This window comes from Micromonospora alfalfae, from assembly GCF_022230925.1.
Classification (GTDB): domain Bacteria; phylum Actinomycetota; class Actinomycetes; order Mycobacteriales; family Micromonosporaceae; genus Micromonospora; species Micromonospora alfalfae.
Window position 1 is genome coordinate 1 of sequence record NZ_JAKKFH010000026.1, and the last position, 20,196, is coordinate 20,196.

The 20,196-nt window shown below is 70.5% G+C and carries 22 protein-coding genes and 1 tRNA gene; 11 read left to right on the forward strand and 12 right to left on the reverse strand.

Annotation, left to right across the window (positions count from 1 at the left end; all coding sequences use genetic code 11):
* Positions 1-75: 75 nt before the first annotated feature.
* Complete coding sequence (locus tag MED01_RS21835) at positions 76-864, reverse strand: single-stranded DNA-binding protein (RefSeq protein WP_238670419.1); 789 nt, start codon at positions 862-864, stop codon at positions 76-78.
* Between the two features lie 304 nt (positions 865-1,168).
* On the opposite strand from MED01_RS21835, the gene MED01_RS21840 reads away from it, so the two are divergent.
* Both MED01_RS21840 and MED01_RS21845 read left to right on the forward strand, forming a co-directional pair.
* Positions 1,169-1,588 (forward strand): HPF/RaiA family ribosome-associated protein, encoded by a 420-nt coding sequence (locus tag MED01_RS21840; protein ID WP_238670420.1) that lies wholly within the window; start codon positions 1,169-1,171, stop codon positions 1,586-1,588.
* 173 nt (positions 1,589-1,761) lie between these two features.
* A complete protein-coding gene (locus MED01_RS21845; RefSeq protein ID WP_238670577.1) occupies positions 1,762-2,772 on the forward strand; it encodes an alpha/beta hydrolase in 1,011 nt (336 codons plus the stop codon).
* 21 nt (positions 2,773-2,793) lie between these two features.
* On the opposite strand, the gene MED01_RS21850 is transcribed toward MED01_RS21845, so the two are convergent.
* A complete protein-coding gene (locus MED01_RS21850; RefSeq protein WP_238670421.1) occupies positions 2,794-3,489 on the reverse strand; it encodes a hypothetical protein in 696 nt (231 codons plus the stop codon).
* A gap of 160 nt (positions 3,490-3,649) precedes the next feature.
* Here MED01_RS21850 and MED01_RS21855 point away from each other — a divergent pair.
* Positions 3,650-3,722, forward strand: a tRNA-Arg gene (locus MED01_RS21855).
* 83 nt (positions 3,723-3,805) lie between these two features.
* Here the strand turns inward: MED01_RS21855 and MED01_RS21860 are convergent.
* Positions 3,806-4,012 (reverse strand): DUF4240 domain-containing protein, encoded by a 207-nt coding sequence (locus tag MED01_RS21860; RefSeq protein ID WP_238670422.1) that lies wholly within the window; start codon positions 4,010-4,012, stop codon positions 3,806-3,808.
* Between the two features lie 225 nt (positions 4,013-4,237).
* On the opposite strand from MED01_RS21860, the gene MED01_RS21865 reads away from it, so the two are divergent.
* Both MED01_RS21865 and MED01_RS21870 read left to right on the forward strand, forming a co-directional pair.
* Positions 4,238-4,972, forward strand: coding sequence for an ALF repeat-containing protein (locus MED01_RS21865; RefSeq protein ID WP_238670423.1), 735 nt, complete (start codon positions 4,238-4,240; stop codon positions 4,970-4,972).
* A 167-nt stretch (positions 4,973-5,139) separates the two neighbouring features.
* Positions 5,140-5,520 carry a VOC family protein gene (locus tag MED01_RS21870; RefSeq protein WP_238670578.1) on the forward strand — a complete coding sequence of 127 codons (381 nt, stop codon included), beginning with the start codon at positions 5,140-5,142 and terminating at the stop codon, positions 5,518-5,520.
* Positions 5,521-5,667: 147 nt separating this feature from the next.
* Here the strand turns inward: MED01_RS21870 and MED01_RS21875 are convergent, their stop codons facing one another.
* Positions 5,668-5,970, reverse strand: coding sequence for a MerR family transcriptional regulator (locus MED01_RS21875; protein ID WP_238670424.1), 303 nt, complete (start codon positions 5,968-5,970; stop codon positions 5,668-5,670).
* An 819-nt stretch (positions 5,971-6,789) separates the two neighbouring features.
* On the opposite strand from MED01_RS21875, the gene MED01_RS21880 reads away from it, so the two are divergent.
* Together MED01_RS21880 and MED01_RS21885 are read left to right on the forward strand one after the other, a co-directional pair.
* Complete coding sequence (locus MED01_RS21880) at positions 6,790-7,296, forward strand: SigE family RNA polymerase sigma factor (RefSeq protein WP_238670425.1); 507 nt, start codon at positions 6,790-6,792, stop codon at positions 7,294-7,296.
* Positions 7,286-8,329, forward strand: coding sequence for a hypothetical protein (locus MED01_RS21885; protein WP_238670426.1), 1,044 nt, complete (start codon positions 7,286-7,288; stop codon positions 8,327-8,329). Before MED01_RS21880 ends, MED01_RS21885 begins: the two co-directional genes overlap by 11 nt.
* Positions 8,330-8,368: 39 nt before the next feature.
* On the opposite strand, the gene MED01_RS21890 is transcribed toward MED01_RS21885, so the two are convergent.
* The 3 genes from MED01_RS21890 to MED01_RS21900 all read right to left on the reverse strand — a co-directional run bounded on the left by MED01_RS21890 (position 8,369) and on the right by MED01_RS21900 (position 11,041).
* Positions 8,369-8,866 carry an STAS domain-containing protein gene (locus MED01_RS21890; RefSeq protein ID WP_238670427.1) on the reverse strand — a complete coding sequence of 166 codons (498 nt, stop codon included), beginning with the start codon at positions 8,864-8,866 and terminating at the stop codon, positions 8,369-8,371.
* Positions 8,867-9,043: 177 nt separating this feature from the next.
* Positions 9,044-9,790 (reverse strand): GAF and ANTAR domain-containing protein, encoded by a 747-nt coding sequence (locus tag MED01_RS21895; protein WP_238670428.1) that lies wholly within the window; start codon positions 9,788-9,790, stop codon positions 9,044-9,046.
* A 252-nt stretch (positions 9,791-10,042) separates the two neighbouring features.
* Positions 10,043-11,041: a hypothetical protein gene (locus MED01_RS21900; RefSeq protein ID WP_238670429.1), complete on the reverse strand. Its 999-nt coding sequence runs from the start codon at positions 11,039-11,041 to the stop codon at positions 10,043-10,045.
* A gap of 317 nt (positions 11,042-11,358) precedes the next feature.
* Between MED01_RS21900 and MED01_RS21905 the strand changes: the two genes are divergently transcribed.
* The 4 genes from MED01_RS21905 (at position 11,359) to MED01_RS21920 (ending at position 15,216) form a co-directional block, all read left to right on the forward strand.
* A complete protein-coding gene (locus MED01_RS21905; protein ID WP_308193538.1) occupies positions 11,359-12,537 on the forward strand; it encodes a sensor histidine kinase in 1,179 nt (392 codons plus the stop codon).
* Positions 12,527-13,735, forward strand: coding sequence for a hypothetical protein (locus MED01_RS21910; protein ID WP_238670431.1), 1,209 nt, complete (start codon positions 12,527-12,529; stop codon positions 13,733-13,735). Before MED01_RS21905 ends, MED01_RS21910 begins: the two co-directional genes overlap by 11 nt.
* Positions 13,708-14,421 (forward strand): response regulator, encoded by a 714-nt coding sequence (locus MED01_RS21915; protein WP_238670432.1) that lies wholly within the window; start codon positions 13,708-13,710, stop codon positions 14,419-14,421. The genes MED01_RS21910 and MED01_RS21915 overlap by 28 nt, the downstream gene beginning before the upstream one ends.
* Before the next feature lie 72 nt (positions 14,422-14,493).
* Positions 14,494-15,216 carry a hypothetical protein gene (locus MED01_RS21920; RefSeq protein WP_238670433.1) on the forward strand — a complete coding sequence of 241 codons (723 nt, stop codon included), beginning with the start codon at positions 14,494-14,496 and terminating at the stop codon, positions 15,214-15,216.
* Here MED01_RS21920 and MED01_RS21925 read toward each other — a convergent pair.
* The 5 genes from MED01_RS21925 to MED01_RS21945 form a co-directional block, all read right to left on the reverse strand.
* Entirely contained in the window at positions 15,098-16,078 is a 981-nt protein-coding gene (locus MED01_RS21925; protein ID WP_238670434.1) for a GlxA family transcriptional regulator, read from the reverse strand. The two genes, MED01_RS21920 and MED01_RS21925, sit on opposite strands and share 119 nt — an antisense overlap.
* 4 nt (positions 16,079-16,082) lie before the next feature.
* Complete coding sequence (locus MED01_RS21930; RefSeq protein ID WP_238670435.1) at positions 16,083-16,691, reverse strand: isochorismatase family protein; 609 nt, start codon at positions 16,689-16,691, stop codon at positions 16,083-16,085.
* Between the two features lie 142 nt (positions 16,692-16,833).
* Positions 16,834-17,586, reverse strand: a complete 753-nt coding sequence (locus MED01_RS21935; RefSeq protein ID WP_238670436.1) for a lysophospholipid acyltransferase family protein — start codon at positions 17,584-17,586, stop codon at positions 16,834-16,836.
* A 95-nt stretch (positions 17,587-17,681) separates the two neighbouring features.
* Positions 17,682-19,742, reverse strand: coding sequence for an amylo-alpha-1,6-glucosidase (locus MED01_RS21940; RefSeq protein ID WP_238670437.1), 2,061 nt, complete (start codon positions 19,740-19,742; stop codon positions 17,682-17,684).
* Positions 19,742-20,113 carry an SCP2 sterol-binding domain-containing protein gene (locus MED01_RS21945; RefSeq protein WP_238670438.1) on the reverse strand — a complete coding sequence of 124 codons (372 nt, stop codon included), beginning with the start codon at positions 20,111-20,113 and terminating at the stop codon, positions 19,742-19,744. Before MED01_RS21945 ends, MED01_RS21940 begins: the two co-directional genes overlap by 1 nt.
* Positions 20,114-20,196: the final 83 nt, after the last annotated feature.

Genomic DNA, 20,196 nt, shown 5'->3' on the forward strand with positions numbered 1-20,196 from the left:
CACAGCACCCGTCGCCGAGGCGGTGCCTCGGCCCGGCTCGACCGTCGCTGGTTGGGCGGCGGTCGAGCCGGCAAGTCAGGCTGGTTGCGGGATCCGGCCCCGACCACGCCGCCCTCGACCGGGCTGCGCCGGCTGCGGCTGCCCCTCGTCGGGCACCGGCCCCAACTCGATGTCCAGGTCACCGTCGGCGTTGTCGTCGTCCGCCTCGGGCGGAGGGGCCAACTCGTCGTCGAGCTCCGGCGGAACGTCGGCCTGCCCGCTGCTCGCGAGCGCTCTGCCGTCACCGAGAACCTCGCCGCTCGGGGAGCTGTCGTCGTCCGCCGGGACGTTGCCGAACGGGCTTGTGCGCAGCTCCGCGTAGTCGGGCAGCTCGAAGTCGTCGTCCAGCGGACCGTCGTCGGGCAGCACTGGCGCCTGCCCGGCCGGCACCGGCTCGGTGGGCTCGCCGTGCACCCGGCCTTCGGCCTCCGCGTCCTCCACGGTGCTGGTCGCCATGCTCGGCCGGTTGCGCAGGAAGCGGGCGCGACCCCGGGACAGGTCATGGCCGACGGCGACCGCCTCCAACTCGTAGAGCGTGCGGTGGTTACCGCCGTCGTCGGTCCAGTCGCGGGTGTAGAGCCGCCCGCAGACCACCACCGGATCGCCGACCATGACGGAGGCCGCCACCCCCTCGGCGAGCTTGCGCCAACAGTTGACGCGGACGCGGAGCGAATTGCCGTCAACCCACCGGCCGCTGTCCCGATCGAGTCGGCGGGCGGTGGAGGCGACCTTGAAGTTGGCCACCAGAGTGTTGCTCTGGGTCGTACGCCGCCACTCGGGCGTAGTCAGCACATTGCCGACGATTGTCACGTAAGTGTCGAACATCGTCCCTCCAGGGGGATCGGGGCCTGCCAGCGCGAGTCGACTCGACTCCGAGCATCGACACTGAGGACGCACTTCGTGAGCACCCATCCCCGACCTGTGGATGACGAACCGACCTGTGGACAAAGCCCTGATCAAGCCCGGATGTGGTACGCCCGACCCAGCCGACCCGCCGTCCACGGTTTCCCAGGCCGCCCTAACTGGGTAAGGACTTGATCAACGCACCACCGACAGCTCCACGTCGACGAGAGGTCAGCGCCATGATGATCACTACCATCGGCTCCGCGAACGCTTCCGAGGCGCAGCGATGAGCGCCGTGGCGAACCCGGCCACAGTGGCTGAGTGCCTGCGGGTGGGTGCCGGGTTCTCGCAGGGCGACCGCAACTGGATCGCCGAGCAGTTCGGCACCCTCGACGCCCGGCTCGCCAGCTTCCACGCCGACGCCACCGAGCTGGAGGTGTCGGTAAAGGACCGGGAGGCGCGTGGTCAGAAGGTCACCCTGGAGTGCTGGATCGCCGGCCGGCAGAAGATCGTCACCACCTCCGCCGAGGAGGACCTGCACGCCGCGCTCAATGACGTCCGTGACGACCTGCGCCGGCGGCTCAACGACGCCAAGACCCGCCAGGAGCCCCGGCACAACAAGCACCTGCGCGACCTCCCCCAGCCGCAGTTGGAGGCCGACGAGTCGGACAACCCGGCCCCCCGCGCCGACGCGGAAACGGCCTGACCCACGCCCCATCCCCGCGATCTTGCACTTTCGGCTCCCCATCGGCGGCTCTTGCCCCTATTTGTCGGGACAGGAAGTGCAAGATCGCGGGGGTGAGTGGGGCGGGTGAGGCCGGTGGGGCGGGCGGCGGCGTGGGCTACCGCTCGGTAGGTTGGCGGCGTAGCGTCGCGTTCGTGGAACCGGACGTGTTGGGGCCGCCGTACGAGCGGCAGACGATCGACCTGGGCACCGACGACGAAGGCCCCGTTGTCGCGACACTGGTCCGGCGGCGGGCCGAGCGCCCCACCGGGCGCGCCGTGCTCTACGTGCACGGCTTCGTCGACTACTTCTTCCAGACCCATCTGGCCGACTTCTTCGCCGAGCGAGGTTGGGACTTCTACGCGCTCGACCTGCGCAAATACGGTCGCAGTCTGCTCCCGGGTCAGACCCCGAACTTCTGCCGCGACATCAGCGACTACTTCCCCGAGCTGGACGCCGCCGCCGAGATCATCCGCAAGGACGACGGGCACGACACCCTGCTGACGATGGGCCACTCCACCGGCGGCCTGATCATCTCGCTCTGGGCACATGCCCGCCGCGACACCGACACCGTCGATGGCCTGGTGCTCAACAGCCCCTTCTTCGACCTGAACGCCCCCTGGGCGGTCCGCCGACCCCTCGCGGCCGCCGCGTCCCGGCTGGGCCGCCGGGCGCCGCACCGCATCCTCCCGTTCGGGTTGGGCACTGTGTACGGCGAGAGCCTCCACTCCGACCACCGCGGTGAGTGGACCTACGACCTGGCGTGGAAGCCGCTGGCCGGGTTCCCGGTCCGGGCCGGCTGGCTGAACGCGATCCGCACCGGGCAACGCCGGCTCCGCGCCGGGCTGGACATCCAGGTGCCGGTGCTGCTGGCCTGCTCGACCCGCTCCTTCCGTGGCACCAAGTGGCACGACAACGCGACACTGGCCGACGCCGTGCTGGACGTCGAGCACATGATCCGCTACGCGCCCCGCCTCGGCCGCCACGTCACGGTGGCCCGCTTCGACGGCGGGTTGCACGACCTCACGCTCTCCGGTCCCGCCGTACGGACAAAGGTCTTCGACGAGGTGGGCCGCTGGGCCGAGGCGTTCCTCGCCGCCGGCCCCACCGCCCCGGCCGACGCGCAGACCGCCGACACGGCCGGGGCAGCGACGCCCACCGGCTGACCTGGCCGGGCGGCGCGCGGTTCAGACGTCGCCTGGCGTTGCCGGGAGGACGGCACGGATCCGGTCGAAGGTCGCCACCGGGTGCGCGCCGACACCAGGTAGGACCAGGCCCAGGCAGTACGGGGCGACCTCACCGGTGGGCTCAGCCTGGACGATGAAGACCGGCGCGCCGACGTACCCCGGCGGCAGCTCGGTGGTGATCAGCACGGCGTCCCCGTCGCGGACCACCCGCTCGATCGCGACCTCCAACGGCCGCGACCCGTCTTCGCGTACCCCATGGGCCAGCACGAAAGCGGAACTGGCGTCGGCGCCGAGGCGTGCGATGACCTCGGGCCCGGCGGCGATCCCCGCCGGCACCGGCTGGACGCGCCAGCGCCAGCCGCCGTCGCCGGCGTACCGGTGCAGGCCGGCGGTCGGCAACACCGCGACCCCGTCGGCCGCGAAACGGGCCCAACCGGGCACGATCTCGGCCTCGGAAATGACGGCCGGGGCCACCCCCGCCGGCTCGGTGACGCTCGCCCGCAGGCCCAACTCACCACCCGAACCGCCCACCAGGTCGGCAGCCGTCAGCAGCGACTCCCCCACCGGGTCGTCGCCGCCCTGGAAGAAGAACGCGGTACCGAAGTCGCCCGAGGACCGGTACGGCAGGATGGCGCGACCGACGACCTGGCACAGCTCGTAGGCGACGTCGCTCTCGGCGTCGGAATCCAGCAACACCAGCCAAAGGTACGGTCCGAGGCGAGGCCGGTCCGCGGTAACCCGGATGCCCGCCACGAGGCGGACGTGAGACTCTGCTCGGCAACGTGGACGCTGGCACCCTTTTCGCCGTCGGGCAGTGGGACGGCGGTACCCTCTGGGCGCGACATCCACGCCACACGCGCCCGTAGCTCAGCGGATAGAGCAGGGGACTTCTAATCCCAAGGCCGCAGGTTCGAATCCTGCCGGGCGCACCCACTTCGCCGCAGGTCAGCGGGTTTCCGCTCCCGGTCGAGACGATCACCATGGCCTCCGGACAGCGATTCGTACGGCCAAGTCAGCCAAGGTCGGCCGTCGCCCGGATCTTGTGCCGGGTCCGGTCGATGTGGTCCGGGCCCACCGGCGGACCGACCTTGGACGGGAAGACCGGGCCGTGATCCTGCCACCGCTCCCCCACCGCCGGCGTGATGCCACCAGCGCCGCCCCTGGCGGTGAGCCATGGTCGGAAGTAGCAGAACGCGTCGCCGCTACAGAGGCCGTCCATGGGTGGAGCTGGAAGTCTGCGATGTGATCAGGAGAGACGAGGCTGAGCCGGTACGCCAACCAGTCGTTTAGCCGCAGCCGTTACATCCCTTGTGGAGAGGTTTGAGTGGCCGTCCCGCGGCGGTCCTGCTCATTGCGCAGTCTTTGGACGTGCATCGCCTCTTGCTCTTCCGGCCACTGACGGTAGTATCTCCGTGTTTTTGCTTGCAACGGGGAGGAATACCACATGCGATGGAAGTTTCCGGCTGGCGCCCTATTGGCGCTGGCCTTTTTGATTCCGGCTACGCCGGCGGTGGCTCAAATCGAGTCGCCCGGGCTCAACGAGGCCTGTCAAACGGTCGAGCGCAAGGTGTACAAGGACATTCGCGAGCTTGTCACCATCGACCTGGATACCGCCACTGATCAGGAGATTCGGGTGTTGACCGCCCAGATCCTGGCTGCGGCGAACGCCGACTCGTTGCCCGTTCTGCCGGACGCCATTCAGGAGGCGCTGAAGGGGACTCCGGACGAGCTCCGCGCATTCCTCAAGACGGGCGTACAGAAAGCCTGGTCAACCGCTCTGCGGATCACTGTGGTTCGAACGTTGACTGACGCTGGCACCAACGTGGAGGCGGCAGCGCAGAAGGTGCTCGGCGAGGCTACAGTCGATGCCTACCTGGCTTACCTGAACGACGGTTTGTACACCGCCCGTGAGCTTGACTGCGCGTCGCAGCCCACACCGACGCCGACGTCTCAGCCCACACCGAGCGCGACGCCCAGCGCCACGGCGACCGCCGCACCGACTCCCACCGTCTCCGCCAGCCCGGGCGCCCCCGGCGACAGCGAGGATGGCAAGGGCGGTGGGCTGCCCGTGACCGGTGCCGGCACCACGACCGTGGCCGGCATTGGCGCTGTGCTCCTGCTCCTCGGCGGCGCGAGCTACCTGATCGGACGCCGACGCCGTTCCCGCTTCGTGGCGTAGCTCACCTGACGCGCCCGGCTCGATGCGTTGTCGAGCCGGGCGCGTCAACGCCGTACGTGGCCGTCGCGGGCGTAGCGGGGTCGCGCTGGGCGGACGCGCTAGCGGAAGTTCGGCGGACCTGTCCGCGTAGCGAGCAGTCGCTGCACTGATAGCGTCGAGCAGTGTCGATGTTCCGCAGCCCTCAGGTGATCCTCTTCAGCGAGGACGTCTCCCGCGCCGCCGAGTTCTACGCCGGTCTCGGTTTCACTGAGACTTTCCGGGTGCCGGCCGAGGGCGAGCCGATCCACATCGACCTCACGCTCGACCGCTACAAGATCGGCATCGCCTCGGTGGCCTCCACCCGCGACGATCACGGGCTCGACCCCGTACCCCAGGGGCAACGAGCCGCGGTGATCCTCTGGACGGACGACACCGCCGCCGCGTACGCCGAACTCACGGCGAACGGCGCCCCCGCTCTGGCCGCACCCCACCGGTGGCTCGATCGTCTGCTGATCGCCTGGACCGCCGACCCGGACGGCAACCCCGTTCAGATCGTCCAACAGCTCTGACGATCGCTCCTGCGGGGGCATCGCACGGCAGCTGCCACGCACCCAACCCGATCTGCGCTCAAGCCCGCCTCGTTCTCGAAGGGCAGCGGGAGGGACCATATGGGCGCTCGGCTTCACCTGGCGGGCAGGCCCGAGCGGAGGGTGTGCTCAGCCCTGCTGATGGCGCTCATTGCGCCGAAGGGCCTCTTCGAGTTGGTCCTCAAGAATGATGATCCGGCAGGCCGAGGTCATGTCGGTGCCCTGGTCGCACATCTCCCGGGCCCTCGCGGCAAGGCGCAGTTGGTAGCGGGAGTAGCGACGATGCCCTCCACTGGAGCGCTGCGGGTCGATCAGCTTCGCATCGCCGAGTCGGCGTAGAAAATCCTGCGAGCAACCGAGGATCTCGGCAGCACGGCCCATCGTGTAGGCGGGGTAGTCCTCATCGTCGAGCATGTCGTCGGGTTGAGCCATCGAACCTCCATCACGAGGGCCCCGGCGCTCGGAAGCGCCGGGGCCCAAGGGTTGTGGGTCAGGAACACCATCTACCGACAGAACGTCGGCTTGTCTTATCCGCACCGGCCGTCAGGGACGGCTTCGGGTGCGAGGATCGCATAAGCGTGACCGGAGACCACCTCTCGTTCGAGGAAAACTGCGGTGTCCGCGCCCAGCCCACGAATGCGACTGGCAGCGGGCGATCCAACGGTGTAATGCCCTCCCTTGCCTCTGTTTCTTCTGCCGTACTCCGTGCTGTCCGTCGGTGTCCGAGCCCCACGCGACTTCATGGCCTGAACACGTACGACGAACTTCCTTCACCTCGGGTGCGGCCCTGAACGAGCGTCGGCCCCACCCGCTGTCACACGCCTTGCTACGTACCAGACAACTACGGCAAATGTCTGCCGCCGAGCTGAGCAGGCCCTACAGGTTCCGGGGCCCCGCTCCTTCGCCCTCGTGCGGGGCGGCAACGTCAGCGTCTTTGTTTACTCTGTTCTCGACCCCAGGAACGTTAGCCGACACCCACGCGAATGTCTAGCGCTTCGCTCATAGATTTTCTCCGAGGACGGAGGTAGTCCTGCCGGTGCGAAGGGCTGCGGTGCTCCCCTGGACCGACCACACCGCCCGCCTGGACGGCCGACCCGGACCCAGATCGGATCAACAGCTCTGATGACGGTGCCGCAGCGGGGCACCTACGTCAGCGACAGGTGGGCGCGTCACGAGGTTGATCCGGGCAGGCTGGGCACAAAGTGCCCGGCAGGTGTCTACGGGCTGGCCGGCCTGCGGCGTTAATAGGGCGTGACGTTCGAGGAGTACGCGTTCGCTCGCACTTCGGCGCTGGTGCGGCTCGCCCGGTTGCTGACCGGTGACGAGCACCGAGCCGAGGATCTGGTTCAGGATGTCCTCGCGCGGGCGTACGCCCGGTGGGGGCGCATCTCGCGGACGGATCGTCCTGATGCCTATGTCCGGCGCATGCTCGTCAACACCCACAACTCGTGGTGGCGGCGGCTCAGCAGCCGGGAGATCTCGGTTGCCGCGGTGCTCGATCAGGCGGGCGAGGTGGACGAGGCCGCCGGGGTCGCCGAGCGCGACGCGCTGTGGCGGTTGGTCTGTGCTCTGCCGGCGCGTCAGCGCACCGTGATCGTCCTGCGCTACTACGAGGATCTGGACGACACGTCGATCGCCGAGATTCTCGCCTGTTCGACCGGGACGGTACGCACACACGCGAGGCGGGCCCTGGCGGCGCTGCGTCAGCGACAGGTTGCAGCAACCCACGCATGGCAGGAGAGCTCAGATGTTCGGTGACCTCGATGAGCAGCTCGCCACCGCGCTCAAGCATCGAGCGGGCGGCGACATCGATCCGACGCCGATCGTGCAACAGGCACGGCATCGCGGGCGGCGGTTGCGCCTGCGGCGACGGGGACTGATCGCCGGCGGTGTGGCAGCGGCGTGTGCCGCTCTCACCTCGGTGGTTCTGGTGATCCCGGGCGGCGGGACCAGCGATGATCCGCCAGTGCCGCCCGCGGCGCTGATGCTGCCGGAGGCACGGAGCGATGGGACCGTACGCCCCGAGGAGGTCGGTGCGGATCCCGCGACTGTGCACTTCTCCACCGACGCCCTGGTGAGCGATGCCGATTTCGTGTCGTGGCGCACCGGGCGCGGCATCGAGAGCGTCGAGTTTCGGGGCCCGCGCGGTCAGACTCGTTTCGTGTTGGCGCGTACCGAGGTGTTGCTGGACGGGCTTCAGCAGACGTTGTCCTCGCAGGGGCGACCGCAGGGACGGACCGAGGTACGGGTCGGCGACCGGTCGGGGGTCGCCTGGTTCGATCCGTCCGGTGACGGGAAGTTATGGTTCGTCCGCTGGCAACCCGCCGACGGGCTCTGGGCCCAGGTGGACACGTACGCGACCACCAGCGACGAGGCGGCCGGCACAGCCGGCCGGGTCCGCTTCGACGGTGCCCACCGCTGCGTCGTGCCGTTCCGCCTGGAGTCGCTGCCGCCCGACGGACGGCTGCTGGAGTGCTCGGTCACGCTCGGCCGGTCTGTGCGGGACTTTTTCGTCGAGGGCTCTCTGGTTGTCGGTGACGCATCCGGCCGGTGGCTGACCGTTCGGGCCCAACCCGCCCCGGCCGGCGACGACGCCCGCCGCGGGGATCTTGTCGCCGGGCCCTACCGGGCCCGCCGGCAAGGCAGTGACGTGCTGGAGATGGTGGTCAAGCCCTGCCACGTCGAGGCGTTCCGCAGGGGTTGGGGGAACGGTTACACCGAGGCGGAGGGCTTGGCGATCCTCGGCGGGTACCAGCCGGCCCGCGATCTCGACCGCCCAGACACCTGGTGAGGCCACCGCGTGGCGGAAGGGTGGTTCACGAGCGGCGGATCAGCCGAGCCACGCGGCTGGGCCGGTGTCCTGTTCGGGGCCCAGGAGCCGGCGCTCCACCCCGGTGATCCGCAGCACCCGCTGGGTGATTCCCCCGGCGCCCCGGATCGAGAAGCGGGAGCCGACCTGGTCCGCCCGGTCCCGCGCCAGCAGGAGGACGCGCACACCCGCGGCGCTGAAGAAGCCGACACCGGTCAGGTCGCAGCAGACTTCGGGATGGCTGTCGATCGCGTTCATCAGGGCCGTGGCCAGGCGTGGCGCGGTGTCCATGTCGACGTACCCCACCGGGGCGACGACCATCCGGTCGGCCGAGATGGTTGCGGACAGGTTCGTGGGCTCGGTGTAGCGAGTCACCCGGAACGGCGGCCCGGAGGAGTCGTCGTCGAAACGCCCGTCGCGCTGGCTGCCGGCGAGCGCCGCTGGCCTGACCTGCCCAAGGTCGACTGCCGTCGGAAATCTTTCGAAGTGGCTCTGGAAGAACCAGGAACGCTCAGGCATAGGAGCACACGCCTCCTGTGGAAATGCGAACAGGATTGGCGCATGGCTTGACCAACCCCGACGATAATCGGCTGCGCAGCCGGCCGCCAGTCGGCGCGTCCGCTTATGGCCGAGGTCAGCCGGCGCTGCGCTGGCGGGCCACCCTTCCCCGGCGAACGGCAGCCCGCTGCCGAACGCCTACGGCAGGTTGCCCAACCCACCGCGATCACGTTTGAGACCCGGCGGTTGGGTGGCCCTTTCCACAAGGGCGGCGGCGACCACCCGCAGTTTGCGGTTGGAGTCCTGGGAAACCTTCGCGAGGACGGCGAACGCCTCGTCGGGGGTGCAGCGGCGTTCGCCCATGATGATGCCCTTGGCCTGCTCGATGACGGCCCGGCTCTGCATTGCCAACTGCATCTGGGCGGCCAGGGTGGCGGTGGCGTCGTAGAGGTGGGCGTTGGCGAGGGCGACGGCGGCGTACCCCGCGAATGTCTGGGCGAGGGTGACAGCGTCGTCGTCGAAGGCACCCGCTTCGGCCCCGTAGATGTTCAGCGCACCGAGCACTGACTCCTGGATCGGGAACCCGATCGACAGTGAGCTGTGTGCGCCGCCCTGCACTGCTTCGGCCGCCCACTGCGGCCAGCGGGCCTCTTCGGACATGTCGGGGACGGACACGACAGCGGCGTCTCTGGCCGCCTGAAGACACGGACCCTCGCCATGCTCGTACTGCAGTTCGTCGAGTCGCAGCGCCATCTCACCGCTGAACGCGGCGGTGTGCGCACCCTCCCGCTTGATCAACGTCACCGACACCTCCTCGGCACCGGGGATCGTGCGCCGCGCCAGTTCGGAGACCTGGGTCAACACCCCAGACAGATCGGTCTCGCCAAGCTTGATCTGGCCAAGTTCGGAGATCGCCACATTGGGATCAATGGGCTGCTGTGCCATGACTTCAAGGTCCTCGTGCCCGGGGCGCGTACCGGTTGCAGGAAGGCGACGGCAGCGCGCGTGGTGATGGCGCTCCGCGAGCACGGGGCGCCGCACGGACTCGCCAACCGAGCCCGGGCGCCCGCTGCTGGACGCTGACTGACCGACGCCCAAGCGTCGGCTGCGGCGACAACTATACGACGCCGAGGGCAACGTCCCCGAAGGGTTCCCCGCCCCGACAGGGCGGGACGTCGTGGATCCGCCGAACCCGGCTCAGACGGGCCCCAGCAGGGCGACCAGCGCGTCGTCGCCCTGGCCGAGCTGCGCAGCGCCGGTCGCTGGCGCGACCAGGAACCGGCGGCAGCCGTCGAGTTCCACGTACCGGTCGGGGCCCACGCCTTCGAGCGGACGCAGCACCGCGAAGCGGGTCGCCGGGGTGGCGCAGTCGACCACCGCCCGGCGGTTGTTCAGCGCCCGGAGCACGCCGGCCTGACGCTCGGTTGGCAGCGGACCGCCGTACACGAAATCGCCGGCCGGTTTCTCGCCTTCCTGAACCGACGCGGGCACCTGGTAGACGCAGAGGCGCAGCGGCCCGGCGGCCGGCGGCAGCACCGGCCCGGGCGGCCCGGGGCTACCGTTGCGGGTCTGCACCCACACCATGTCCGTCCACTGCTGCGCGCATCCGGCGGCCTCGGCCGCCGCGGATTCGATCTGCCCGATGGTACGGGTGTCCACAGTGGTCCACTGCGGCCCGGCCAACGCGGCGATCACCTCGGCGCGAGGCTTGCCGCAGGAGTCGGTGGGGATGTGGGGCCGCAGCCAGCGCCCCCGGTCGTCCAGCACTGCCAACCACGGCGGGATGACCATTTCGAGGGTGCAGGCGGCCTCCCCGCCGGTCTGCTCGCTGGGCAGACGCAGCGCGGTGAGCAGCGGTGCGATCTGCTCGGCTCGGCGCTCGGTGGCGATCTGCTCCTGGCCGCCGTTGGGGCCCGGCCGAATCTCGCGCCCGCAGATCACTGCCGCGACCGGGGTGAACGCCGGGTCGATGCGACCGACGGTCGGCTCTTTGACGGCCGGCGGCGACGTCTCAGTGGTCGGCGCCGTGATGATCTCGCCGGCCCGGGGTGCGGCCTTGGCACAGGAGGTCCACCCGTCGACGATCTGTGCCGCGCCGGGCTCCCTGGGATCGCCCGGCCCGACCACCGTGCCACCGCAGCCACCCAGCGCCATGCCGAGCAGTGCCACCGCCAGTACCGTCCGGGACGAGCGCATCCGGCTCACCACCCTTCCACCCGAGGATGAGACGGACGACAGACGCGTCCGGTTCCGGCCGGGACCATGCCTGGATGGTGGCGGCCGAGGGTGCGTTTTCTGGAGGAACCGCGGCACCAGGCGTACGGTTCGGTAGCGGCGTTCGTCGATATCTATGGCAACCGCCGGGGCCTCCCTCAGCCCCGCAGCACAGAGTGACACATTAGCGACACTCCGCACACAAAGGATCACCCCGTCACAGTCCGCCATGCTATTGTCCGATGTCGATCTACGCCGTGTGGACCCGGACCGGGTCGTTGTCGGAAGGACACTTCCCGATGCCGGCCGTTGCCACCCCGACCGTGCCGCCGCCCACGCTGGACAATCCGGCCGGCGGGGCCCTGGGCCTCATCTTCACCACGTTGCCAGCGCTGCTGCGGCTGAGCTGCGGGCTGTTCGGCGCGGCGGTGGCCGTGTCGGTACAGACCCCGCCGGTGCGGCAGGCGGTGCTGCTGCCCGCTGTGGCAGTGCTGACCGGCTGGTCCCTCTGGTACGCACACCGCGCGTTGCGCCACGGCATCGGCCCCGCCCTCGTCGGCGGCGACGTGGCGGTCACCGCGCTGACCTGCCTGCTCATCCCGGTGTTGGTGGCGCCCGAGGTGCTGCCCGGCGAGGGCAGTTGGATCGCCGTGCTGGCCAGCACCACGGTGATCAACACACAGGCCACGACCTCGGCACGCTGGTCGATCCCGGCCGGGCTACTCGTGATAGCCACCTACGTGACCGGGGCGCAGGCCGCCGGCAACCCCACCGAGGCTCGGGCGCACGCGGCCACGCTACTGGCGCAGACCGCCTGCACGGCGATGATGGCGGCGGTCATGCGCCGACGCATCGGCCGGGCGGACCGCGCCTTCGTCGAACACCAGCGGCTGACCCGGGAGGCGTTGGTCGCGCGCGCCGCCCGCGAGGCCGAACGCCAGCAGAACCGCGACCTGCACGATACAGTACTCGGGACGCTGACCATGGTGGGGCTGGGCGCGGTGGCTGGGCCTTCTGCCGTCTTCCGGGACCGTTGCGCGGCCGACCTGCGTACCCTCGTCACGCTCAGCGACGTCGGCCCGGTGGCCGGTGACGGCCCGGTGCCGCTCGACGGGCGGTTGCGGTTGGTGGTCGGCCGACTACCCGAGATTGAGGTACGGCTGGACCTGGCGTCCTGTGCCGTCCCGGTTGGCGTGGCAGACGCGATCAGCGAGAGCGCCTACGCGGCGCTGTCCAACGTGGTCCGCCACGCGCCCGGTGCCGGGGTCACGCTGCGGCTGGCCCGCGACGCCATCGGCGTCGTGGTCGAGGTCGCCGACGACGGTCCCGGCTTCGACCTGGCCACCGTCCCCCCGCACCGGTACGGGTTGCGCGAGTCGATCCGTGGCCGGATGGCCACTGTCGGTGGCCGGGCCGACGTGCACTCGGCCGTCGGTTCGGGCACCCGGATTCGGCTGGAGTGGCCCGGTGTCGGCTGACCTGAACGCCCCGGCGCACCCCACCGACGCGCCGGAGACACCGAATCGCACCAGCGTTCCGACGCCCCGGGAGCCGGACTCTCCCGCGGCGCTCGCCGCTCCGGCCGCCGTGGCGCACGCGTCCGACCGGGGTGCCCGGATCGCCGCCGTCGCCATCGCGTTGGCCTGGCACGTCGCGATCGCGCTGCCGGCGGTGCTGTCCGCCCGTGCGGAGTTCGCCGCGCCGACGGTGGTGCTCGGCGCCTGGATACTGGTCGCCGTGACCGGCGCGGTGGCCGGCGTACGGCTGCTGCGAGGCTCGCCGCTGCCGCCATGGCCGCTGGCCGGGCTGCTGCTGGTCGTCGACGCGGCCGTCTTCGCCGCGGCCGGTGAGCGGCAGTTGTTCACCGCCGCCAACTGGGTGTGGGGCACGCTCGGCTGGTTCTTCGTGCTGGCGGTGTGGGGTCGGCGCGTCGTGGGGCTGATCGCGCTCCTCAGCACCCACGCGTTGATCGCCCTGGTCGCCGTGCTCGGGCACGGCCCCGACCCCGCCGACGTGGCCCGCTACGTGATGTACGTCTACGGCACGTTCTCCCTGCCGGTGGCGGTCTTCGTGGGCAGCACCGTCATCGTCGGCCTGGCTCGGGAACGGGCCGCCGTCTCGGCCGCCGGTCACGCGATTGCGGCGGAGCGGGATGCCGCCGAACGGGGCCTTCGGGAACGCCGGGACCGGCTCGCCCTGGTCAGCTCGGCGGCCGGGCGGGTCCTCGGGGACCTGGCCGCCGGCCAGGCCGACCCGGACGACCCGGAGGTGCAGCGCCTGTGCATGCTGGCCGCCGCCCGGCTGCGCCGGCTGATCGCCGAGTCCGACGATGTGCCCGACCCGCTGTTGCACGAGTTGCGAGCCGCCGCCGACGTGGCGGAACGCAACGGCCTTCCGATCGACCTGGTCACCATCGGCACCCCGCCGCCGCTGCCGGTGGAGGTCCGCCGCCGGCTGGCCGACCCGCTCACCAGCACCCTCGCCGACGCCCGGGGATGGGCACGCCTGACAGTGGTCTCCGGCCCGGACGAGGTGGTGGTCAGCCTTGTCACACCGGACCGGGAGGGGCCGGAGTCGACCGGCCCGCCTCCCGGGGAGCACGACGACGGGCCGGTGCAGTACCTCTACGAACGGGACGGGAACATCAGATGGGCGCAGACCCGGTGGCGGCGGTGACCGGCGATCGACCGGTCGGGGTGGCGATCGTCGACGACCATCCGGTGGTGGTCGAGGGGGTCCGCGCCTGGCTCGCCACCGAGCCTCGCCTGACGGTGCTCGCCACCGGCGACGACCCGGACGCGGTGCTGCGGGCGGCGCCGGGCGCCGACGTCATCCTGCTCGATCTGCGACTGCACGGGCGGATGGCATTGGACAAGTTGGCCGAGCTGAGCGCCGCCGGGCGGCGGGTGGTGGTCTATTCGGAGCACACCGACCCGCAGACGATGCTCGCCGCGCTGGACGCCGGGGCGGTGGCGTTCCTCGCCAAGCACGAGGGCCGGGAACACTGCGTGGAAACGGTGCTGGCCGCCGCGAGCGACCGCCCGTTCGTGCCGCCGGCGCTGGCCGGTGCGATGGTCGGCGACCCACGGCCGGACCGGCCGATGTTGTCCGACAAGGAGCGTGAGGCGCTGCTGCTCTGGTTCCAGTCGATGTCCAAGGCGTCGGTGGCCCGGCGGATGCAGATCAGCGAGCACACGGTGAAGCAGTACGTCGACCGGGCGCGGATCAAGTACACCCGGGCGGGGCGACCAGCCGCCACAAAGGCGGCACTACTCGCCCGTGCGATCGAGGACGGTCTCGTCCGCCCGGAGGAGATCGGCATCTACCGGTCACAGGCGACACACGACCGGCCGACCCCCTAACAGGCGTCATGACAGGGGCGCTCCGGTCCGGAAGGCTTCAGTACACAGCCAGCTGACCGGAAGGTCGTGACGATGCACGCCGACGCGTCCCCCTTCTTTATCGGTCCCCACCGGTTCGACGCCCCCGACGACGACGTGGGCCCGACCCTGGACCGCCGCTACAACCTGCGCCCGACGCCCGGCGAGCGGTTGCTCGGACGACACCGGCTGCTGGTCGCGGGTTACCTGCTCGGGCCGAGCGAGGTGCGACGCCGTTGGCAGTTGCCCGAGCCGGTCGCGGTGACCGTCACCGACCAGCGGATCTGCTGGGTGGGCAGTGGCTCACAGCTGTCGCTGGTCGCCGACGGCACGCACCGGGCCCGGCCGCTGGCTCGACTGAACGGCCTGATGAGCGGTCAGATCCGCTGGCAGTGGCCGTCCCGGTTGGAGCTGCCGACGAGCGCGCCGGACGCCCCGGCGCAGTTGCTGATCGTCTGCGACGCGCTGCGCACCATTCAGCAGCCGGCGTTGGCCCTCAGCGGAACGACCGCCGAGGTCGTGGCGCTGGCCCGGCAGGTTCGCCGGGCGGTTGCCATGTTCCGGCTCAACCGTCCACAACTTGTCGACCTCTCGGCCCAGGAGCGCGACGTGCTGCTGCTGCGGGCCGGCCCCGGCCTGCTCGCCGGCGACACCCGGATCACGCTGCCCGGCTCGTTGCCGGTGGAGTTCCACTCCCGGGACGACTACTACCGATCAAGACCGGATCCGACCTCGTGGGGCGGGCTCGCAGGCGGCGCAGCATCCGGGCATCGGTGAAACCGACAGTCCGGGCGGCCGCTTCCACTGTGGTGCCATGCCCGATCAGGTGCTCGGCCCGCTCCACCCGGAGCAGCTGCTGGTAGCCGAGCGGGGTCAGGCCGGTGCTCGCCCGGAAGAGCCGGGTCAGGGTTCGTTCGGCCACACCGCCGGCGGCGGCCAGTTCGGCCAGCGGCAGGGGCTCGGCGTACCGGCTGTCGATCAGATCCTGCACCCGGTGCACCGAGTCGGACAGGTGTGAGCGGTGCCGCATCAACGCGCTGGCCTGCGGCTCGTGCCCGTTGCGGCGGGCGTAGACGACAAGCGTGCGGGCGATCTTCGCGGCGGTCGCCGGGCCGTGCCGGGTCGCCACCAGGTGCAACGCCACGTCGATGCCACTGGCGATGCCCGCCGAGGTGACCACCCGGTCGTCCACCACGTACAGCACATCGCGGACGACCTGGGCCGCCGGATGCCGGCGGGCCAGGTCGTCCTGCACCTCGTGGTGGGTGGTGCAGCGTCGGCCGTCGAGCAGCCCGGCCCGCCCTAGCGCGTACGCACCGGCGCAGACGCTGGCCACGGTGCCACCGGCCGCGTGGTGCTCGGCGAGCCGTCGCAGGTCGCCGGACGACACCGGTCCCTGCGGCCCGTGCGCCGCCGGCCGCCAACCGGGCACGATCACCAGGTCGTCCGGGGCCAGCTCCGGCCACCGGGTGTCGGCGACCAGCGGTACGCCCTGCACTGTGGGCACCTGCTCGCGCTCCGCGACGTAGTGCAGCTGATAGTCGTACCCGAGGTCGGCGGCGCTGGAGAAGACCTGGGCCGGCCCGGCGAGGTCCAGCAGGTGCAACTGTGGGACCAGCAGGAAGACGACCCGGACCACGGCGTCAGCCCCGGCTGCCGGTGAGGGTCGCGCCGGTGACCTCGTCCACTGTGCGGATGGTCGCGAAGCGGCCAGCCAGCGCGTACTCGGTGCGGGTCACGATCTGCTCGTTCGTCAGGGTGCGCGGGTCGGCGAGGATTTCCTCGACGGTGGCGGTCTCCGGCAGGTCCCGGTGTGGGATGGGGAAGGTCAGCGTGGCGTCGGTGACGACTGTCATCCGGTAGCCGAGGTCCGCGCCGACCCGGGTGGTGGTCTCCACGCACTGCTCGGTGCGGATGCCACAGACGGTGAGGTCGGTGATGCCCGCCTGGGTGAGCAGTTGCTGGAGGTTCGTCGTGGTGAAGGCGTTGTGCGCGGTCTTGACCAGCGTCGGCTCACCGTCGGTGGGGACCAGACCGTCGATCAGCCTGACGTACCCGAGGGCGGGGTCGAACAACCCGCCAGTGCCGGGCTCGGAGTGCAGGACCCAGACCACAAGGTCGCCGCGGCCCCGGGCGGCAGTCACCAGGCGGTCGACCTGGCGGATCATGTCGGGGTTGGAGCCGTAGGCCCAGATCGGGCGCTGACGGAAGGACTCCTGCACGTCGATCACGACGAGTGCTGCTCTGCTCATGACGTCGATCCTGGTCGGACGGCGTTCGCGCCGGCAGACACCATTCTGACCGGATGCGGAACGATCCGGCCAACCAGGGCGTGTGCCGAAGCCCCTGGGCGGCCTGCGGCCGGGCCGAGGACTTCGACACACGCCTTCACCGTCAGGCGCTGGGCGCGCGCTGTTCGGCGGCGGCGTCCAGAGCGGCGGCCTCCTCCGGTGTGGGCGCGCTGCCGCCCAGGTGCGCGGGCTGCCACCAGGTGTCGTCCGGGCCGGCGGGGGTGTCCGGATAATCCCGTTGCGCCCGCTCGACGAGGGCGCTGAGGCGGGTGGTCAGCTCGGCCGCCAGCACGTTCGGGTCCGGGAAGTCCGCCGGGTTGATCGGCTCGCCGATCAGGATGGTGATCGGCGTGTGCCGACGGGTCAGCGTGCGCGGGCGGCCCTTGGTCCAGAGGCGCTGGGTGCCCCACAACGCGACAGGCAGCACCGGCACCTTCGCCGAGCGTGCCATCCGCACCGTGCCGCTCTTGAGCTCCTTGACTGTGAACGACCGGCTGATCGTCGCCTCGGGGAAGACGCCGACGACCTCGCCCCGCTTGAGCGCGCCCACGGCAGCCCGGAACGAGGCCGCGCCGGCCTGCCGGTCCACCGGAATGTGCCGCATCCCGCGCATCAGCGGGCCGGAGATCTTGTGCGTGAAGACCGAATCCTTGGCCATGAAGCGGACCAGCCGGCCCGACGCGTTCGCGCCCAGACCGGCGAAGATGAAGTCGAGGTAGCTGACGTGGTTGCTGGCCAGCACCGCCCCGCCCGTGCGGGGTACGTGGTGGGCGCCCTCAATGGTGATCTTCAGGTCGAGGACCCGGAACAGCGTCTTGGCGGCGGCGATAACGGGCGGGTACACGAGCTCCGGCATTCGCAGAATCTACCCTGACCGGCTGGGGATCGGCTGGGTGGAGAACCGGCGGCGACGCGGGTGGCGCGCCACCGCCGGCTCGGCGGCCCAATCGGTCAGTCGCCGAGATTGTCCAGGTCCAGTCGACCCCGGGCGAACGCGTCCACCCGGCCCCAACGACCGGGGATGTCCAGCACCTCGATGCGACCCATCCCCACCGGCAGCCGTGGCTCGACCGCCAGGTGACCCTCGTGCGGCTCCAGACCGAGCATGGTGCGCAGCAGCAACAGCGGCGTACCGGTCGACCAAGCCTGCGGGCTGCACGCCGTCGGATACTCCACCGGGAACTTGGTCAGCTCTCGCGGATAGCCGCCGAACGCCTCCGGCAACCGGCCGTCGAAGTACGTGGCCGCGTCCAGGATGCCGTTGGCGATGGTCGCGGCCTCCTCGGCGAAGCCGTAGCGGCGCAGGCCCCAGGCGATGAACGAGTTGTCGAACGGCCAGATCGTGCCGTTGTGATAGCCGATGGGGTTGTAGCGGGCCTCCCCCTCGGCGAGGGTGCGCACCCCCCAGCCGGAGAAGAGCCGCGGCCCGACCAGGTGCGCGGCGAGCTTCTCCGCCCGCTCAGGTTCGACGATGCCACTCCACAGCAGGTGGCCGATGTTGGAGCTGAGGATGTCGCACTGCCGGCCGTCCGGGTCCAGGGCCAGGGCGAAGTACTCGCCGTCGTCCACCCACCAGTCCCGGTTGAACCGCTCCTTCAGCTCTGCCGCCTCCCGCTCCAACTGGTCGGCGAACTCGGGGTCACCCCAGAACTCCCGCGCCAGTCGGGCCGCGCGGATCTTCGCGTCGTACGCGTACCCCTGCACCTCGCAGGTGGCCCGTGGGAACGGTGGCAGCGTGCCGTCGGAGTAGGAGATCGAGTCCCAGGAGTCCTTCCAGCACTGGTTCTCCAAGCCGGTGTCGGTGTTGCGTCGCTCGTACCAGATGTAGCCGGTGCCGACCAGGTCGGCGTAGTTGTCGATCCACCTCAGCGCCGCCCGGGACTCCTGCTCCAACTCCTTGACCAGCGCCACGTCCCCGCTCCACCGCTCATACTCGTCGAGCAGCACGATGAACAGCGGCGTCGCGTCGACCGAGCCGTAGTACGGCGAGTGTGGCTGCTCCTCGAAGGCCGCGGTCTCGCCGTAGCGCATCTCGTGCAGGATGCGCCCCGGGTCCTCGTCCCGGAAGTCGTCGAACCGGCTGCCCTGCAGGGACGCCAGGATGCGCAGCGTCGTCTTCGACAACTGCGGGGTGAACGGCAGTGTCTGCAGGCAGGTGAGGATGCTGTCCCGGCCGAACATGGTCATGAACCAGGGCAGACCGGCGGCGGGCAGGGTGGCGCCGCCCAGCGACAGCGGCGAGAAGCGCAGCGCCGCCAGGTCGATCAGACTGCGCCGGTACGTGCTGGCCACCCGTCCGTGCTCGCTGTTGACCTTCGGTGCGTCGGCGATCCACTTCTCCAGGTCGTGCTGGAGGGCGAGCCGCTCGGTGCCGTGCATGCGCAGCCCGAACCGCAGATCCCGGCCGCCGGGCCCGACCGCGTGGGTCTGGACGTCGATCGAGGCGTCCCACTGCTCGTTGGGCTCCAGGTGCACCGTGTACGCGAAGCCCTTGCTGTCGTACCGGGCCGACATCGACGACGAGATGACCGTCTCCCGCCGGAAGTTCCCCCGCCGGTACCCCAGCCGCAGCCGGTCCGACTCCACCTCGGTGTAGATCTCGCCCTTCTTGTTCAGGATCTCGTCCTTGACCTGGAACAGGTCGGCGAAGTCCGACGCCGCGTCCATCCGCACTTCCAGGTCGACCGGCTTCTCGTCGTGGTTGAGGATGGTCAACTGCTCACAGAAGCTGCCACCCACTGTGCGCTCCCGGATGATCGACAGCTTCGCGTCCACGTAGTGCGTGGCCATCCCCGGGACCAGGAAGAATCGCGACTCGAAGTACTGCAGGTCGTCGTAGGAGAGCGAGTTGAGTCGCTCGCCGTTGACGGTCAGCACCCAGGTCGACAGGAACCGGGTGTCGATGGAGAAGAGTCCGGTGGGTTCGCTCGGCGTCGCCTCGATGTCACCGGTGTCCTCACAGACGACGAACGTGTTGCCGTCCAGGATCCGGATCGTGTTGCTCTGCCCCATCAGTGCACCTCCCCGGCGAATCGTCGACGCGGCCCGCGGGCGTCCGGGGAACCCGGAAAGATCCGCTCCACCTGTACGACGAGACGAGCGTCACCGGCCACCGTCATGTCCCCCCGCAACAGCGCGGCCAGGCCGTGCTCGCGCCCCGAGGCGATGTCGTCGAAGAGGACCGGGCTCGCCCCGATCACCGTGTCGGCCTCCTGGTCCTCCTGACTGACGTTCAGCCGGCCGTGGTCGATCCGCAGCAGCCAGTGCCGGGTCTGCGCCCCCTCGTGCAGGTCGATCCGCAGCGTCCCGGAGGTCTTGGCCAGCAGGGGTTCGTACCCCCGCCGGTCCAGGTCCTCGAAGAACCTCGTGGTCGCGTCCACCATCGGGTCCACTCCTCCCAGTTGCCGGGCCGGGGATCCCACCCACCGCGCTCGCGTCGCACGGACGGCCGGCGTTGCACGTCCCC

Coding starts and splice junctions, on each gene's coding strand:
- MED01_RS21905 (WP_308193538.1), top strand. CDS start 11,359: ATGCCGGCCGTTGCCACCCCGACCGTGCCGCCGCCCACGCTGGACAAT.
- MED01_RS21840 (WP_238670420.1), top strand. CDS start 1,169: ATGAGCGCCGTGGCGAACCCGGCCACAGTGGCTGAGTGCCTGCGGGTG.
- MED01_RS21900 (WP_238670429.1), bottom strand. CDS start 11,041: ATGCGCTCGTCCCGGACGGTACTGGCGGTGGCACTGCTCGGCATGGCG.
- MED01_RS21835 (WP_238670419.1), bottom strand. CDS start 864: ATGTTCGACACTTACGTGACAATCGTCGGCAATGTGCTGACTACGCCC.
- MED01_RS21935 (WP_238670436.1), bottom strand. CDS start 17,586: ATGCCGGAGCTCGTGTACCCGCCCGTTATCGCCGCCGCCAAGACGCTG.
- MED01_RS21865 (WP_238670423.1), top strand. CDS start 4,238: ATGCGATGGAAGTTTCCGGCTGGCGCCCTATTGGCGCTGGCCTTTTTG.
- MED01_RS21920 (WP_238670433.1), top strand. CDS start 14,494: ATGCACGCCGACGCGTCCCCCTTCTTTATCGGTCCCCACCGGTTCGAC.
- MED01_RS21915 (WP_238670432.1), top strand. CDS start 13,708: ATGGGCGCAGACCCGGTGGCGGCGGTGACCGGCGATCGACCGGTCGGG.
- MED01_RS21885 (WP_238670426.1), top strand. CDS start 7,286: ATGTTCGGTGACCTCGATGAGCAGCTCGCCACCGCGCTCAAGCATCGA.
- MED01_RS21890 (WP_238670427.1), bottom strand. CDS start 8,866: ATGCCTGAGCGTTCCTGGTTCTTCCAGAGCCACTTCGAAAGATTTCCG.
- MED01_RS21930 (WP_238670435.1), bottom strand. CDS start 16,691: ATGAGCAGAGCAGCACTCGTCGTGATCGACGTGCAGGAGTCCTTCCGT.
- MED01_RS21945 (WP_238670438.1), bottom strand. CDS start 20,113: ATGGTGGACGCGACCACGAGGTTCTTCGAGGACCTGGACCGGCGGGGG.
- MED01_RS21895 (WP_238670428.1), bottom strand. CDS start 9,790: ATGGCACAGCAGCCCATTGATCCCAATGTGGCGATCTCCGAACTTGGC.
- MED01_RS21940 (WP_238670437.1), bottom strand. CDS start 19,742: ATGGGGCAGAGCAACACGATCCGGATCCTGGACGGCAACACGTTCGTC.
- MED01_RS21860 (WP_238670422.1), bottom strand. CDS start 4,012: ATGGACGGCCTCTGTAGCGGCGACGCGTTCTGCTACTTCCGACCATGG.
- MED01_RS21875 (WP_238670424.1), bottom strand. CDS start 5,970: ATGGCTCAACCCGACGACATGCTCGACGATGAGGACTACCCCGCCTAC.
- MED01_RS21870 (WP_238670578.1), top strand. CDS start 5,140: ATGTTCCGCAGCCCTCAGGTGATCCTCTTCAGCGAGGACGTCTCCCGC.